The organism is Enterobacter sp. 168J2 (assembly GCF_034107265.1).
GTDB lineage: Bacteria > Pseudomonadota > Gammaproteobacteria > Enterobacterales > Enterobacteriaceae > Enterobacter > Enterobacter nematophilus.
On sequence record NZ_JAWNEB010000022.1, the window covers coordinates 1 to 13,292 of the forward strand.

A 13,292-nucleotide genomic window follows, 5' to 3' on the forward strand; every position below is an offset into this window, starting at 1 on the left:
TTCTGGACAGCATCGCGCTGTTTAGGGGCTATCCGGCGACAATAAGAACCGATCAGGGCCCGGAATTTACCTGCCGCGCGCTCGATCAATGGGCCTTTGAGCATGGTGTGGCACTACGGCTTATCCGTAAGCGTCGTCCCAGCACCGTCTGGTAGATCCTGAAATTCCTGAGAGGATAGTGGACACTAAATATGGCGGACACTATCCATGAAATCATTAACCCCAGTGCGTAAAAAAAGCCCTAATTATCCCGTTGAGTTCAAAATCAAAATGGTTGAACTCTCACACCGACCAGAGATCTCCGTAGCACAACTCGCACGTGAGCATGGGATCAACGACAACCTGCTGTTCAAGTGGCGCCAGTACTGGCGTGAAGGAAAACTCCGACCTCCTGCAACAACAGAGAATCGCATGCCTGAGCTGCTGCCGATAACGCTTGATGCTGAAGATGTCCCTGGAATGTCCACCCGGTCACAGCCTGTAACGGCGGTACCTGAATCACTCAATATCAGCTGTGAAGTGACGTTTCGGCACGGTTCACTCCGTCTGAATGGAGACATCAGCGAAACTATTTTGAACCTGCTGATACAGGAGCTCAAACGGTGATCCCACTACCATCAGGAACCAAGATCTGGCTGGTTGCCGGTATCACCGATATGCGAAACGGCTTCAACGGCCTCGCCGCAAAGGTGCAGACAGCGCTGAAAGATGAACCTATGTCGGGCCACGTCTTCATCTTCCGGGGCCGCAGCGGCAGCCAGGTCAAACTGCTGTGGTCTACCGGTGACGGGTTATGTCTGCTGACCAAACGGCTGGAGCGCGGCCGCTTCGCCTGTCCGTCAGCCCGTGATGGCAAAGTGTTCCTGACGCCGGCGCAGCTGTCGATGCTGCTGGAAGGTATCGACTGGCGTCAGCCTAAACGGTTGCTGACCTCCCTGACCATGCTGTAAATATCTTTATCCTGGTTGTCACTGAATAAGCCTGGTAAAATGCGGGCTTATGAACGACACCTCTCCTGACGACATCCTTCTACTGAAACAGCGCCTGACCGAACAGGAAGCTCTGATCCACGCCCTTCAGGAAAAGCTGAGCAACCGGGAGCGTGAAATAGACCATCTGCAGGCGCAGCTGGATAAGCTCCGCCGGATGAACTTCGGCAGTCGTTCCGAAAAAGTCTCCCGTCGTATCGCACAGATGGAAGCCGATCTGAAGGCGCTTCAGAAAGAGAGCGATACGCTGACCGGTCGGGTGGATGACCCGGCAGTCCAGCGCCCGTTGCGTCAGACACGTATCCGTAAGCCGTTCTCTGAATCACTCCCCCGTGACGAAAAGCGACTACTGCCTGCGGAGTCCTGCTGCCCGGACTGCGGTGGTTCACTGAGCTACTCCGCCAGTCAGCTAAAGATGATTGCGGTGCTTTGTAAAAGCCACCGGATCACCTTTAATTCCGGAGATTTTAAAATCAACACCCGCAAGGCTAACGTTGTTGATCAAATACGGCTTCTGGAACCCTGGCAGTATTTCAATATGAGGGACGCTATCCCTAAAAGCAGGCATAAGCAGTTTGATGCGTGGTTTGCTGCGAAAAGAATACAATAAGAAATTTATGTATTTCTTATGTAATACATGAGGGCTACATTTTAACTGCCGTAATCAGCGAGGACTGAAACCGGCGTCAGCGAGTGATTTCTGCAGTGCCTGGATGGCATCTTTCATCACCCATGTTTCATCATCGTCGACGGCACAGGCCCGCATTTCTGACCATGTTAAGCGCTTAACAAATTGTGCCAGCGCCATTGCCTGGCTGTCGGTTAACTCAGTAGTCACGGTAACGGTGGTCATTGTGTAGCTCTCCTTTTTGTAATCCCGAGGTGTTACTTATGTAATTCCCGAGTATTACAGGTGTTCCTTAATCATTTCCAGCATTTTTTCCGGTCCGGCTTCCCGGGCCAGATACAGCGCTGCACGCAGTACGGTTGAGTCGGTGATGGTTTTGGTGGTGAGATCCTGAATTTCATCTACCAGCTCGCTGCACATCACTTTTTCTGCCGGTGTCATACGGATGGTTTTGGGGTTTTCGCTGGTCGTTCTGTTGCGGTTGACCTTGACGTTAGAAAGGCGGGTTTTCGCCTCTCCCTGTGTGGTTTCAGGTTTGACCATTGCGGGACGCGCGAGAGGGCCTTTAGCCATTTATGCAGCCTCGTTTGATAAGAGGGTTTCAAGTTCACGCATCAGCGCACGGTAATCGTTCAGGGCGAGGGCCCCTTTGTTGTAATACCAGAGCGGGACGCAGGCAACCTGTGCCTGGGAGATGTTCTCATCAGCTCGGATACGGGTTTCCAGGTAGTTATCACGGGTTCGCTCGTTGGAAGCCAGTTGCTCATGAAGATAGGTGTTCATCTTCTTCTTGGCACCATTGTACTCATTGCGGAATACGCTGAACCGGGTAAAGCGGGTTTCACGGATCTCATTAAGATAGTCCAGTACAACATCCAGCCCGGTCAGAGCAAAGCTGCCGCCATCAACGGGAATAAGCACATGGTCCGCGGTATAGGCAGCGTTCGTGGTGGACAGGTTCAGGCCTGGAGAACAGTCGATGAGGATATAATCGAATTTATCCATCACTGACTGCAGATGGCGGGACAGTATTTTTCCCCGATGGTGCCGGGTCAGGCAGTTTTCCATGACACGTTCAAACGACGGATCTGACGGAATGATATAAAGGTTATCGATCACCTCTTCACCACTGACGGCCGGGATAATTGCATCAAAAATACTGAAGCGCGGGTTGTTATATAAATCGCAGATGGTGTGGCCATACTGCGCATAGTATTTTTTCCCGTTAGCCATCACCTCAGTCGAGTTGGCCTGCTGGTCTCCGTCGATAAGCAATACCCGACGCCCGGCATGTGCGAGGCTCATGGCTAGGTTGGTGATCATAGAGGTTTTACCGGCACCACCCTTATTATTCATGATGGCAATGATGCGGGCCACGGTGTTAACCAGCGGTGTCAGCTGAGATTGCACTGGAATTTCAGACATGAGAACTACTATCTCAATGAAATACAGGTGTATTACGTTTTAGCGACAATAGGGTATCGCCGTGTGTGATTAATATAGCATTACAAATGAAATACACAAGTATTTTTATTGAATTACGGAAGTATTCTATTTCATGCGTCAGATCATTGACGACTGAGGACTGCACGGGGTGTATCAGCCGCGCTGTTTTCAATGCCGGGAAATATCGCTGATGTTCTCTTCAGGCTGTGAGGCGCGACCTGGTGCATTGAATGTGATGGTGATGATTTTTCTGGCCAGCCCCTCATCGGAAAGGGCATCATCCACACTGACATCACGTATCAATCGGCTTTTCTCTTCTATATTCTATATGTTGGGCAATATCCCGCAGCCACTATGCCAGTATTTCTCTGTCCATCTTTCTCCGCTCCGGTAGTGTACATTCAGCATCAACATACCACACTAGGAAAAGTGAAGTCTGCGTAGTGTGGTTAAAAGATGACCGTTTTGTCAGGCGCGCTGTCATCCGTGCTGGTAGCGACCTGCGCGGAATACCCTCATTTTATACACAGGATTGTCCACCGAAATTGTGGACAGCAACGATGAAAATACGATGTCGCTGCGCTCCTCATTCATACCGCTCTGCTGTGAACGCCGTGCCGCTACTGTAGCCGGGACGCTGCGAATGCAAGGGTTCGCTCTGCCGGTCTCCTCACCCGGTCGCAGTTAATTTCAAAGGCATTATCCGCTGTCTTCCCGTCTTTTTCCGTCTCAATTTTCGCCGTCAAACCGTCCAGCCAGCGTCTGCTTTTTTACTGCGCTGCGGCTTGCGGCACCGCCCCTGCATTCTCCGCTTTTTACCCGGCTGTCGTATCGGCACGGCGTAACTGGCGCCACATTTGAGAAAGGAGAACTATCATGTCCCGATTTATCCTGGGTAATTGCGTCCATATCATGACCGGATTTCCGGATAATGCTGTCGATTTTATCCTGACCGACCCGCCATATCTGGTTGGTTTTCGTGACCGTCAGGGGCGTACCATCGCCGGCGATAAAACCGATGAATGGCTCCAGCCCGCATGTAATGAGATGTACCGCGTCCTGAAAAAAGACGTGCTGATGGTGAGCTTCTAAGGCTGGAACCGCGTCGATCTCTTTATGGCCGCCTGGAAACATGCCGGATTCAGCGTTGTCGGTCACCAGGTGTTTACCAAAACCTACACATCGAAGTCCGCTTATGTTGGCTACCGCCATGAATGTGCCTACCTGCTGGCAAAAGGCCGCCCACGTCTGCCGCAAACCCCGCTGCCGGACGTTCTGGGCTGGAAATACAGCGGCAACCGGCACCACCCGACCGAAAAACCGTAACCAGCCTGCAGCCGCTGATTGAGTCCTTCACACATCCCGGCGCGATTGTGCTCGACCCCTTTGCTGGCAGTCGCTCCACCTGCGTGGCAGCACTACAGGCAGGCTGTCGCTACATCGGTATCGAACTGCTGGAGCAGTACCACCATACCGGGCAGCAGCGTCTGGACGCCGTCCGGCGCGCCATGCAGTACCCGGCCGCTAACGACGATCTGCCGTAGGCCGCGTAATGAATTATCAGGGACATGAACAACTGCGTGACGACCTGGCCGCGCTATCCAACGCCATGAGCGACCTGCGCCTGCATATCCGGGCGCTGGAAGTGAAGTATCGCGCTGATTGATGCGCTGGCCGCTGATTTCCTGCGCAATCTTAACGCGGAGTATCTGACCGTTTACCTGCGTGTGCTGGCGTTCAGCGACTGTTTTCACGACTGACTGCGACCGGGCGGTTTTCCGCCCGGCCTTCTTATCCGATTTTGAGGGTATGTCAATGTACGGAACCCGTGAGGCGCTTTGTACCGAACTGGCGCGGATGTTTACCCATGATGAACCTCTGGCCCTTCTGGTCTGGACGGAGTAGGGGATTCATTCCGCGTGCCGGGAATTGCGCCCGTCGAAATCGACGTGCACGCCTTCCATGATGCGCTGGGGCTGATGTACCCGATGAACTGGCGCAGCAGTCCGAACGACGAGTGTGAAACCTTCATGCTGGCGGAAATGGTCTGCGGCAACGTCACCGAAATCTACGCGCGGATCGGCAGGGGAGTATACGTGAAACAGATTTATCCGGAGGCAGAATGACAGAGCAGGGGCGCCCCACGCTGACGCTGCGCCGCAAAGCGGAGCCAGAAGGTCAGCGTGCCGTTAACAACAGTGAACCGGACGGTGCGTGTCCGGGCCGGGTCACGCGTAAAAAGACCGTGGTGGTGAACACGACGCCTGCTTGGAAGGTCAGGAAGCAGGCGGTGGATGAGAGCGTGAAAAATGCGCAGGCGGACGAGAAGGCCGCCAGAAAAGCAGAGAAAGCCCGGCTGTGGGCAGAGCGTCAGGCGCAGGAGCGGGAGGCCAGGCGCAAGCCTGCCCCGGAGCCGGTTTACCGGAAGGTCATGCCGCTGGCGGACGCGCTCGGGCTCTGGAGCGTTGCTGGCCGGCCCTGGTGACGGACGGCCAGCCGCAGCTCCTGGCGGTCAACATCCGGGAGGCGATGGTCAATGACATTCGCCGGCACGGGCAGGAGGTTTCCGTGAAGACGCTGAAGCGCTGCCTTGCCGCCGTCACCCGCTCGGATGCGTATCTGGGCGCCATGACGGTGGGCGCGTGGCGTAAAAACCTTGCCGGACAGCCGGTCGCACCGGTGAGCGAGGAGGAGGCGGCGTATGCCGTGGAGCACAGGGCTCAGGAGCATGCTAAACGACAGCGCAGGGCGGCCAGGGAAGCACCCGCACACGATACGAACTGATAACAGTAGAGAAGAGAAAAACACAGGATGAACATGAATAAAACCCTTTCAGTCATGCTTGCCGCAGGCCTTCTGGTCTCCGGCGTGGCGGGGTCAGCAGAGAAACCTGCCGCTGCCTTTACCCCGGAGCAGGAAGCCTGCATTGGTGAAATCGCGAAAGACTACCTGCTGGCTCATCCGGAAGTGCTGGTTGAGGTCAGCCAGAAGCTGCAGGCTCAACAACATGAGAAGCAGCAGCAGGCGATGACGGCCGCCGTGATTCAGAATGAGGCGGGGCTGCTGAACGATAAAGGCACGCCTTCATATGGGCCGGTCGACGCAAAAGTCACGGTCGTCGAGTTTTCCTATTACCAGTGCATCTACTGTGCCCGCCTGGCGCCGGAGCTGGAGAAAGTGATAAAAGCTAACCCGGACGTGCGCTTTGTGTTCAAGGAATTCCCGATATTTGGCCAGCGCTGGCCGGCGTCGCTCAGTGCGGCAAAAACCGGGCTCCAGGTCTGGAAGCAGAAGGGGGCCGATGCTTACCTCAGCTATCACAACGCGATTTACGCTACCGGTCACAACGAGGGTAAGCTGACCGATGCTGATATCAGCGCGCCTGCAAAAGCCGTGAAGTTCGATGCCAGTACAGCCCCTGACGTTCAGGGGACCCTGGATGGCATAAACACACTCGCGCAGCAGCTGGGCTTCAGCGGCACCTCAGCTCTGGTGGTTCTCCTGTCAGCCGGCGCCAGTGCTGATAACGTGACGGTTATCCCTGGATACACCAGCGCGGAGGCACTGCAGCAGGCCATCAGTCATGCTGCCGGCGATACCAAAAATAATCAGGCGTCCGCCACCTGATACCGCTAAAAGAGACTGACGCCTTCGCCGTGCTCAGTTGTCCAACCCCGGAGAAGGGCAAAAGCAAGTTTTCCCCGTCTCCGGCGTTTCTGGTTAACACATCCGAACAGTATTTTTGAGGTTATTTAATGCGTAAGTTCACCTTTCGCCAGCTGGCCGTGTCCGGTCTGGTATGCCTTTCGCTGAGCTGTATTCAGCCCGCAGCAGCAGCTCCCTCCGTTCAGGTCGGCTTTTCACCTGAAGGCAGCGCGTTGCAGCCGGTCCTTAAGACGATTGAGTCAGCACAGCAGTAAATTCGGCTGATGGGCTATTCCTTCACCTCTGTGGAGGTGGTTCGCGCGCTTGTACAGGCAAAACGTCGGGGAGTGGATGTGAAAGTGGTGCTGGACTGGAAATCAAATGCCGGAAATAAAAACAACGCCAGCAAAGCAGCAATGAACCTTCTGGCTGGTGCCGGCATTCCGGTTCGTACAGTCAGTACTTACAAAATTCTCCATGACAAAGTGATCGTCGCAGATGGCCACAACACCCAGGTTGGTTCATTTAACTTCAGCCGGGCTGCAGACCGTTCGAATTCGGAGAACGTACTTGTGGTGTGGGATGACCCTGTTGTGGCCAGCAGCTACCTGAAGCACTGGGCATCCCGCTGGGCACAGTGAACGGAGTGGAAACAGACGTACTGACCCCAAAGAACCGATCGTTAAACGTAAACCGTGCGCCAACGCGGGTTACGTTCATAAAGTAAGTCGCTGATTTGCGTAATCTGTAGTATCCTCTGCGAAACGATCCTTGTTTGATCCTTGAGGAGGCAGAGATGTCGCAGGCTGAAAATGCAGTGACTTCCTCATCGAAACGGGCTTACCGAAAAGGTGCTCCGCTGAGTCCCAGCGAAAGAAAAATGCACTCTGTCTCTCGTAAGAGACAAACTCATAAGCCTGTTAATGTTTTTATTCGTAATGCGCTTAAAGACAAGCTTGATGCTATATGTCAGGAATATGGCTTAACACAAGCAGAAGCGATAGAGCTGTTACTGGAACGCGAAATTAGTGGTGAATAGTCACATTTCTTGATCGTGCTCTGTTTGAGTGCTAGATTGCTGATCGTTTAGATGATTTTTGGCTGGCCACGCCGCAAGGTGGCAGGGAACTGGTTCTGATGAGGTGTCTATTCGGAGCCAGAAAAGCAAAAACCCCGATAATCTCATCCATTCTTGGCGGGACGGTAAGATTAACGGGGCCTACTTAAACTGTATAGAAGCTGTTGCTCTATGCAGGGAGTATAGTTTTATGCTCAGAAAACTGCAATACCTTCTGTGCTCAGTGCTCCTTCCGTGCAACATAAGCGCAGGAAGATGTGGCTGAACAGTCCCTTTTCTCTCATTACCGTCAGGTCAGAAACCCGCATCCGGCATTCACGCCGCGTGAAGGAAAGAAGACTCTGCCGTTCTGCCGTAAGCTGATGGCGAAAGCCGAAGGCTTCACGTCCCGTTTCGATTTTTGCGTCCACGTGGCGTTTGTGCGCTTGCTGGGTAAGCGTCACCGCATGCCGCCGGTGCTGCGCCGCCGTGCCATCGACGCGCTGCTGCAGGGGCTGTGCTTCCACTATGACCCGCTGGCCAACCGCGTGCAGCGCTCCATCACCAATCTGGCCATTGAGTGCGGTCTGGCGACGGAGTCGAAGAGTGGCAACCTCTCCATCACCCGTGCCACGCGGGCGCTCAGGTTTATGGCGGAGCTGGGGCTGATTACCTATCAGACCGAATATGACCCGCAGATTGGGTGCAATATCCCGACCGATATCACCTTCACGCCGGCGCTGTTCTCGGCGCTCGACGTCTCTGACGTGGCCGTGGCGGCCGCCCGCCGCAGCCGCGTCGAATGGGAAAACCAGCAGCGTAAAAAACAGCACCTCCAGCCGCTGGAGATGGACGAGCTCATCGCGAAGGCCTGGCGTTTTGTGCGCGAACGGTTCCGCAGCTACCAGACGGAGCGCAAGTCGCACGGGCTGAAGCGCGCGCGCGCGAGGCGTGACGCGGGCAGAACCCGCCAGGACATTGTCACCCTGGTGAAACAGCAGCTGACGCGCGAGTACGCCAGCGGCCGATTTACCGGCGGGCTGGATGCAATGAAGCGCGAGCTTGAGCGGCGCGTTAAGGAGCGCATGCTGATGTCGCGCGGCAACAACTACACGCGTCTGGCCTCCGTACCCATATAACCCCCCTTCACGAAAAATCCGGCTGACGCCGGAGGATTTCGCACGCCCGCAGCACGCCGGCGCTCATTATCTGAGCGGAACGGTCGCCAGCTGCACCGGCATTCCCGTCATCCGGCCATCAGAACGGCCGTCAATCTGACCGGCGAAGCCCGTTGCGGTCGCTGAATTTATTTACCCACAATTAACTGCAAGGGACCTTTCCGTAAGGTTACAACCGTATAGCTTACAGAGCGCCAGCCGACGTGATTTCAAAGTGCGTGGTTTCCTTTAAAAACCTGCTCTGTACTCCTTTTAAATAAATAAGATTACTTCTTATAAATAAATAACCTGTTCATCGCCTGCCCTGTGGACAGGCTCAGGAGAATGCACGCCCTTGCAGCGGACTTGACGTCCGCGCCGATTCGGTGAACATCTCAGGTTGGTCCCGCCGCGTTGCAGCGGGCGCTGTCGCGCGCTTATAGTTACAACATACTAAAGATTTCAGAAGAGTCACCGTGCACAGCGGCAGCACCTGAGCCGGGACCCACCCCTGAAGAGCGCCGCCGCCCCCGGCCCCAGGCCGGGGAACACCATCGCTTTTAATGATGGATGTTGTAACTAGGCTTTTGAGTCGCTGTAAGTGATATTGCTGGAAGTTTCGAGTGACACGCCCGTAAGCGGCCCTGACGGCCCGCTAACGCGGAGATACGCCCCGACTGCGGCTTCGCCTTGTCGTGACCACTCCGACGGCGCACAAAAGCTTCTGTATCGCTTTTAGCGGGTTTTGGTCTTGCAGTGGGAAAGGATGGATTGGTGAAACCTGTCAACAATGTAACCGGCTGCGCCGGGCTACGGCGCCACTCACTCACAGTGCCATATTCAATACCAGCAGGCGCCTCCATGCCGCTAAAGCGGCATTCAGTGGACAGGCTGCGCACTGCTCGCCTGTCCGGTATGCATGTGATATAAACGATTATGTTTATAAACACTTCTGTGGATATCGTTATGCTGCTGACCGACTACATTGACAGCGTGTACGGAACAGCGCGCGGAAACCGGGCGCGTTTTCTGAAGGACAATCCGGATATCCTTCCCCAGGAGCTGAGCCGCTGGCTTAAGGCTGGCCTGAAAATCAGGCCGGAGACCGGCGAAATCTACAAGCCCGTAACACGCCGCGTCAGGATACCGTCGGCGGTCGCCGCCGGGGCTGGCGTCTTTCTCTCTGACGACCTGCATGAACGTGTCGCGTCACTGGCCACCGCACAGAACGTGACAACTGATGCCATGCTGAATGCCCTGGTGGAGCGCGAGGAACTGTGTCGTAAACTGTCCCATCAGACGGAGAATGGTGACGCCGTACCGGAACAGCAGATTGCTGGCATTGTCAGCCGGTACTTTTCAGCGCTGTCTGAGCGCAGTGAAACCGGTACCTGGCACCGGGTGCTGGAGGGGCTGGTCCGGGAACTGACGGAATCTGGCCTGCTGTCATTCCACACCGGTAATATTGCCGAGAGCCGCCGGCTGAACATTCCCCGCACCGCGTATTACTGGTACGGCGGTTTTGTTGCAAAGCGGGTGGCCATGATGCTGGGCTGCTACGATATCTACCTGTGGAACGAAATGATGCGGCCGGACAGCGACGTGGTCTTTGTGGGTGATGCGCGCAACGTCGTCGCCTGCTGCTTCATCAGCCAGCAGATGTGCCGCCTGCTGAAAGCTGTGAGGCTGAACTGGCGTAAGCAGCAGGGTGCGTGGGGAAGCCGGGCTGAGCTGGATGAGGCTGCGCACCGGTACACGCAGCGGCTGGCGGAGGGTATAATGGATAACGGTATTTTTATTGGTGGCGACGAGCAGAACTCTTACCGGCTGTACGATTATGCGGAAAAACACTACGCTTGGGCCATGCGTTGAGCGGATGCAGACGGTTCCGGATGCCACTTTGTTGCTGTTCCGGTTAAAATACTCTCAGTATGATCGTAAGCGGGAACCTACCGGAATTTTGTGGACAGAATAAAGAAGGAAAAGAGCACTCAGTGACGCTGACAGAAAAATCGGGCCATCTGGCATGGTGCGCCCTGGTGGCGCTTGCGTTGGCCAGGCAGGATGGTGGCGTTCTCTCGCCGGCACAGGAAAATCTCTTTCTCACCCGATGGCTGGCGACTGCGCTGAAGCAACGACGTTTTTCTCGCGATGTCACACCTGACCTCGAGTGGCTGCTTAAACAGGGACGCCAGCTGGGCGTCAGCGCGAAGCTGGTCAGCAAGCTGAACTACCTCTGGCGATCCTGCACCGGCGAACTGTCTGAGCAGAACGACCTTTTCCGGCTGACGTATGCCCTGGAGACAGCGAAGGATATGCACTGGAATTACCGTCTGCTGAATGACAGAGAATGGTCCGGCCGATATGCCGTAGCACTGAACGGTGGAGTAAACGGAGTTTATCTTTCGCGCTCTAACCTTGATGGTTAGGAGACTGGAAAAGCGTTTTAAAAATATCCTGACCATGAACATAGTCTTTTGGAGCGCAGTGATGGCGAGTGGTAGTGACGCTAATGGCGATAAAATTCGGTTTTCGGTGCCTTTTTAACCTGAAACCCATTTTTCAGGCGCACTTATCCTGCAGTCTGCGCCAGAAGCCATCGTTTCCTGTCGATGCCGTGCAGCCTTTCTGCCACCAGTTCGCCGGCCTCTGCGCCGCTGAAGCGAAGCCGGTTGCCGCACAGAATGCATTTGTAGGGATCCGTGCGCAGAAATTCCTTCATCAGCGCGGCGAAGCCCGGCTGCTCCGGCTTTTTCCTCGCTTCCATCTGCAGGGCTTCGTACACTTTCGGCAGCAGCTCGCCCCGTTTCCGGTTAGACAAAAAGCCGTAGTCGCGCACCATTTTAAAATGCTTTTCCGGCACGTGGCTGATGTAGCGCCCGATCATCTCTTCCTGAGTCAGCGTCTGTTTCCGGTGCTGCTGCGTCCGGTGGTCGTAATAGTGGTGCACCACGGCGCCGCCGCTGTAGTGCCTGAGCTTTGCCGCCGACACCGGCGGTCGCTTCAGGTACCGGCCAAGGTATTTGACGCTCCGCCAGGCGCCCCGGGTTTTCTTCGCAAAGTGGACCTTCCAGCGGCGCCCGTACTGCGCCTGCAGGTAGCGCTGCCACTGCTTTTTATCGCGGATATGCCCCAGCCCGGGCAGGCTGCCGGGATTAATCAGGTCATAGCTGTGGCGCAGCAGGTGGATGACCGCCCCGCGCCAGATTTCCTCTACAGGCTGCTTCTTAAAGAAGAGGTCGCGCCATACGCTGTGTTTTATATCCAGCCCGCCGCGGGTGACGGACAGATGAATGTGCGGGTGCTGGTTGAGCTGGCGGCCGTAGGTGTGCAGGGCGCAGAAGATGCCGACCTCCACGCCCTGTTTGCGTGGCCCACCGGAGCATGGCGCGGGTGGCGGCGCGGAACAGAGCGTTGAGCAGGGGCCAGTTGTTGTTAAAAAAGGGCCACAGGAGGTGAGGCATGGTAAAGGTGATATGCTGCCAGTCGCAGTCTGGGAGGATGTGGCTCTGCTGCGACACCCACTGCTCCGTGGCTTTGAAGCCGCAGGAGCTGCAGGCCTTTGACTTACAGCTCTGGCAGAAAAAGCGGGAGTGGGTGCAGTCGGCCGATGCGCAGCAGTAACGGCGAACGCCCATGGCAGCGGTGCCGCAGGCGAGCATGCGCTCGACGCAAAGACGGGTCCACGGGGTCAGGCTATCGCCGAACTTATTGATGAACAAATTCCAGCCGTCATCGACGGTGAAGAGGAGTTTTGCAGGGCGAGGAATATACATGCCGCGGAGTATAAAGCCGGGTTCGGGACATGCAAGCCATCGGAACCGCGAAGCGGTGACGCTCGCCCTGCAAGGGCGCTACTGTTCACCCAAACCTGACTTAAAAAAACAATGGAGCCAAGACAAAAGACTCCATCATTATTTCGCCAAAAACATAAAAAGCTAGCAACCTGCAATCAAAGCACCAATTTGGGCACCAAAGCACGCCCCGGTACTACCGCTAGAAATGCCACTTGTCCCCGCATGGCAATTCTCCATAATTGCCCGATGATAATCTTCACACTTATCTTTTGATGCAGCCATTACTGGCATATTTGCAGCGCAAAGAAACACAATTGCAATTGAGGCCTTAACGATTTTCATATTCATACATTCTCCTACACCAACATATTACCTATCAATAAAAGTAAATCATGGTAACATAAAAAAAGCAGATCCCAATCATCATTTTTAAAATCCCAACAAAAAATAAGCCCCATGTGTTTAGGTCGAGTCCGTCAAGGTGGTGTAAATTCAGTTACAGCTTTCCGGTCCGGCAATGAGCCTGTTATGCGCTGATTGGCAGCGCGTCGATTACTTCGGTTTCAGCGAGCT

General features: G+C 55.0%; 15 protein-coding genes and 8 pseudogenes. 16 read left to right on the forward strand and 7 right to left on the reverse strand.

Annotated elements, in window-relative coordinates; translation table 11 throughout:
- The 4 genes and pseudogenes from USG84_RS23665 to USG84_RS23680 all read left to right on the forward strand — a co-directional run.
- Positions 1-143, forward strand: a pseudogene (locus tag USG84_RS23665) (integrase catalytic domain-containing protein); the annotation flags it as partial.
- A 64-nt stretch (positions 144-207) separates the two neighbouring features.
- On the forward strand, positions 208-606 hold the full coding sequence (tnpA, locus tag USG84_RS23670) for an IS66-like element accessory protein TnpA (RefSeq protein WP_151413641.1): 399 nt from the start codon (positions 208-210) through the stop codon (positions 604-606).
- Positions 603-950, forward strand: a complete 348-nt coding sequence (gene tnpB / locus USG84_RS23675; RefSeq protein WP_151413642.1) for an IS66 family insertion sequence element accessory protein TnpB — start codon at positions 603-605, stop codon at positions 948-950. The genes tnpA and tnpB overlap by 4 nt, the downstream gene beginning before the upstream one ends.
- A 49-nt stretch (positions 951-999) precedes the next feature.
- Positions 1,000-1,410 (forward strand): annotated as a pseudogene (locus USG84_RS23680) (transposase domain-containing protein); the annotation flags it as partial.
- A 243-nt stretch (positions 1,411-1,653) separates the two neighbouring features.
- Here the strand turns inward: USG84_RS23680 and USG84_RS23685 are convergent.
- Genes USG84_RS23685 through USG84_RS23695 form a run of 3 tightly spaced genes read right to left on the reverse strand, consistent with a single transcriptional unit; the run spans position 1,654 to position 3,042 of the window.
- Entirely contained in the window at positions 1,654-1,842 is a 189-nt protein-coding gene (locus USG84_RS23685; protein ID WP_151413643.1) for a hypothetical protein, read from the reverse strand.
- Between the two features lie 54 nt (positions 1,843-1,896).
- Entirely contained in the window at positions 1,897-2,190 is a 294-nt protein-coding gene (locus tag USG84_RS23690) for a hypothetical protein (protein WP_151413644.1), read from the reverse strand.
- On the reverse strand, positions 2,191-3,042 hold the full coding sequence (locus tag USG84_RS23695; protein WP_151413645.1) for a ParA family protein: 852 nt from the start codon (positions 3,040-3,042) through the stop codon (positions 2,191-2,193).
- Positions 3,043-3,939: 897 nt separating this feature from the next.
- Here USG84_RS23695 and USG84_RS23700 point away from each other — a divergent pair.
- The 8 genes and pseudogenes from USG84_RS23700 to USG84_RS23735 all read left to right on the forward strand — a co-directional run bounded on the left by USG84_RS23700 (position 3,940) and on the right by USG84_RS23735 (position 7,747).
- Positions 3,940-4,607, forward strand: a pseudogene (locus tag USG84_RS23700) (DNA methylase).
- A 271-nt stretch (positions 4,608-4,878) separates the two neighbouring features.
- Positions 4,879-4,968 (forward strand): DUF1380 family protein, encoded by a 90-nt coding sequence (locus tag USG84_RS23705; RefSeq protein WP_151413646.1) that lies wholly within the window; start codon positions 4,879-4,881, stop codon positions 4,966-4,968.
- Positions 4,969-4,994: 26 nt separating this feature from the next.
- A pseudogene (locus tag USG84_RS23710) lies at positions 4,995-5,189 on the forward strand (hypothetical protein); the annotation flags it as partial.
- Positions 5,186-5,548, forward strand: a complete 363-nt coding sequence (locus USG84_RS23715) for a hypothetical protein (protein WP_241739853.1) — start codon at positions 5,186-5,188, stop codon at positions 5,546-5,548. The pseudogene USG84_RS23710 and the gene USG84_RS23715, both read left to right, overlap by 4 nt.
- Entirely contained in the window at positions 5,545-5,847 is a 303-nt protein-coding gene (locus USG84_RS23720) for a ProQ/FINO family protein (protein WP_253543597.1), read from the forward strand. Before USG84_RS23715 ends, USG84_RS23720 begins: the two co-directional genes overlap by 4 nt.
- Before the next feature lie 33 nt (positions 5,848-5,880).
- A complete protein-coding gene (locus USG84_RS23725; RefSeq protein ID WP_194386901.1) occupies positions 5,881-6,690 on the forward strand; it encodes a DsbA family protein in 810 nt (269 codons plus the stop codon).
- Positions 6,691-6,818: 128 nt separating this feature from the next.
- Positions 6,819-7,349: pseudogene (locus tag USG84_RS23730) on the forward strand (phospholipase D family protein).
- A gap of 155 nt (positions 7,350-7,504) precedes the next feature.
- Complete coding sequence (locus tag USG84_RS23735; protein ID WP_151413647.1) at positions 7,505-7,747, forward strand: replication regulatory protein RepA; 243 nt, start codon at positions 7,505-7,507, stop codon at positions 7,745-7,747.
- Here the strand turns inward: USG84_RS23735 and USG84_RS24140 are convergent.
- Positions 7,748-7,898 (reverse strand): annotated as a pseudogene (locus USG84_RS24140) (replication protein RepA).
- Positions 7,899-7,976: 78 nt separating this feature from the next.
- On the opposite strand from USG84_RS24140, the gene tap reads away from it, so the two are divergent.
- The 4 genes and pseudogenes from tap to USG84_RS23755 form a co-directional block, all read left to right on the forward strand.
- Positions 7,977-8,051: a RepA leader peptide Tap gene (tap, locus tag USG84_RS23740; protein ID WP_111966011.1), complete on the forward strand. Its 75-nt coding sequence runs from the start codon at positions 7,977-7,979 to the stop codon at positions 8,049-8,051.
- A complete protein-coding gene (repA, locus tag USG84_RS23745) occupies positions 8,044-8,904 on the forward strand; it encodes an incFII family plasmid replication initiator RepA (RefSeq protein WP_253543596.1) in 861 nt (286 codons plus the stop codon). The genes tap and repA overlap by 8 nt, the downstream gene beginning before the upstream one ends.
- A 984-nt stretch (positions 8,905-9,888) precedes the next feature.
- Positions 9,889-10,794: a hypothetical protein gene (locus USG84_RS23750; RefSeq protein ID WP_302233283.1), complete on the forward strand. Its 906-nt coding sequence runs from the start codon at positions 9,889-9,891 to the stop codon at positions 10,792-10,794.
- A 122-nt stretch (positions 10,795-10,916) separates the two neighbouring features.
- Positions 10,917-11,345 (forward strand): annotated as a pseudogene (locus USG84_RS23755) (DUF2913 family protein); the annotation flags it as partial.
- A gap of 149 nt (positions 11,346-11,494) precedes the next feature.
- Here USG84_RS23755 and USG84_RS23760 read toward each other — a convergent pair.
- From USG84_RS23760 to USG84_RS23770, 3 genes and pseudogenes are all read right to left on the reverse strand, one after another.
- Positions 11,495-12,280 (reverse strand): transposase, encoded by a 786-nt coding sequence (locus USG84_RS23760; RefSeq protein ID WP_253543589.1) that lies wholly within the window; start codon positions 12,278-12,280, stop codon positions 11,495-11,497.
- A gap of 163 nt (positions 12,281-12,443) precedes the next feature.
- Positions 12,444-12,698 (reverse strand): annotated as a pseudogene (locus tag USG84_RS23765) (transposase zinc-binding domain-containing protein); the annotation flags it as partial.
- 162 nt (positions 12,699-12,860) lie between these two features.
- Positions 12,861-13,067 carry a Heat-stable enterotoxin II gene (locus USG84_RS23770; protein ID WP_151413791.1) on the reverse strand — a complete coding sequence of 69 codons (207 nt, stop codon included), beginning with the start codon at positions 13,065-13,067 and terminating at the stop codon, positions 12,861-12,863.
- Positions 13,068-13,292: the final 225 nt, after the last annotated feature.

Excerpts from the sequence above, each read along its gene's own strand:
- tnpA (WP_151413641.1), top strand. The coding sequence starts at position 208 with ATGAAATCATTAACCCCAGTGCGTAAAAAAAGCCCTAATTATCCCGTT.
- USG84_RS23685 (WP_151413643.1), bottom strand. The coding sequence starts at position 1,842 with ATGACCACCGTTACCGTGACTACTGAGTTAACCGACAGCCAGGCAATG.
- USG84_RS23690 (WP_151413644.1), bottom strand. The coding sequence starts at position 2,190 with ATGGCTAAAGGCCCTCTCGCGCGTCCCGCAATGGTCAAACCTGAAACC.
- USG84_RS23695 (WP_151413645.1), bottom strand. The coding sequence starts at position 3,042 with ATGTCTGAAATTCCAGTGCAATCTCAGCTGACACCGCTGGTTAACACC.
- USG84_RS23705 (WP_151413646.1), top strand. The coding sequence starts at position 4,879 with ATGTACGGAACCCGTGAGGCGCTTTGTACCGAACTGGCGCGGATGTTT.
- USG84_RS23715 (WP_241739853.1), top strand. The coding sequence starts at position 5,186 with ATGACAGAGCAGGGGCGCCCCACGCTGACGCTGCGCCGCAAAGCGGAG.
- USG84_RS23725 (WP_194386901.1), top strand. The coding sequence starts at position 5,881 with ATGAATAAAACCCTTTCAGTCATGCTTGCCGCAGGCCTTCTGGTCTCC.
- USG84_RS23735 (WP_151413647.1), top strand. The coding sequence starts at position 7,505 with ATGTCGCAGGCTGAAAATGCAGTGACTTCCTCATCGAAACGGGCTTAC.
- USG84_RS23750 (WP_302233283.1), top strand. The coding sequence starts at position 9,889 with ATGCTGCTGACCGACTACATTGACAGCGTGTACGGAACAGCGCGCGGA.
- USG84_RS23770 (WP_151413791.1), bottom strand. The coding sequence starts at position 13,067 with ATGAATATGAAAATCGTTAAGGCCTCAATTGCAATTGTGTTTCTTTGC.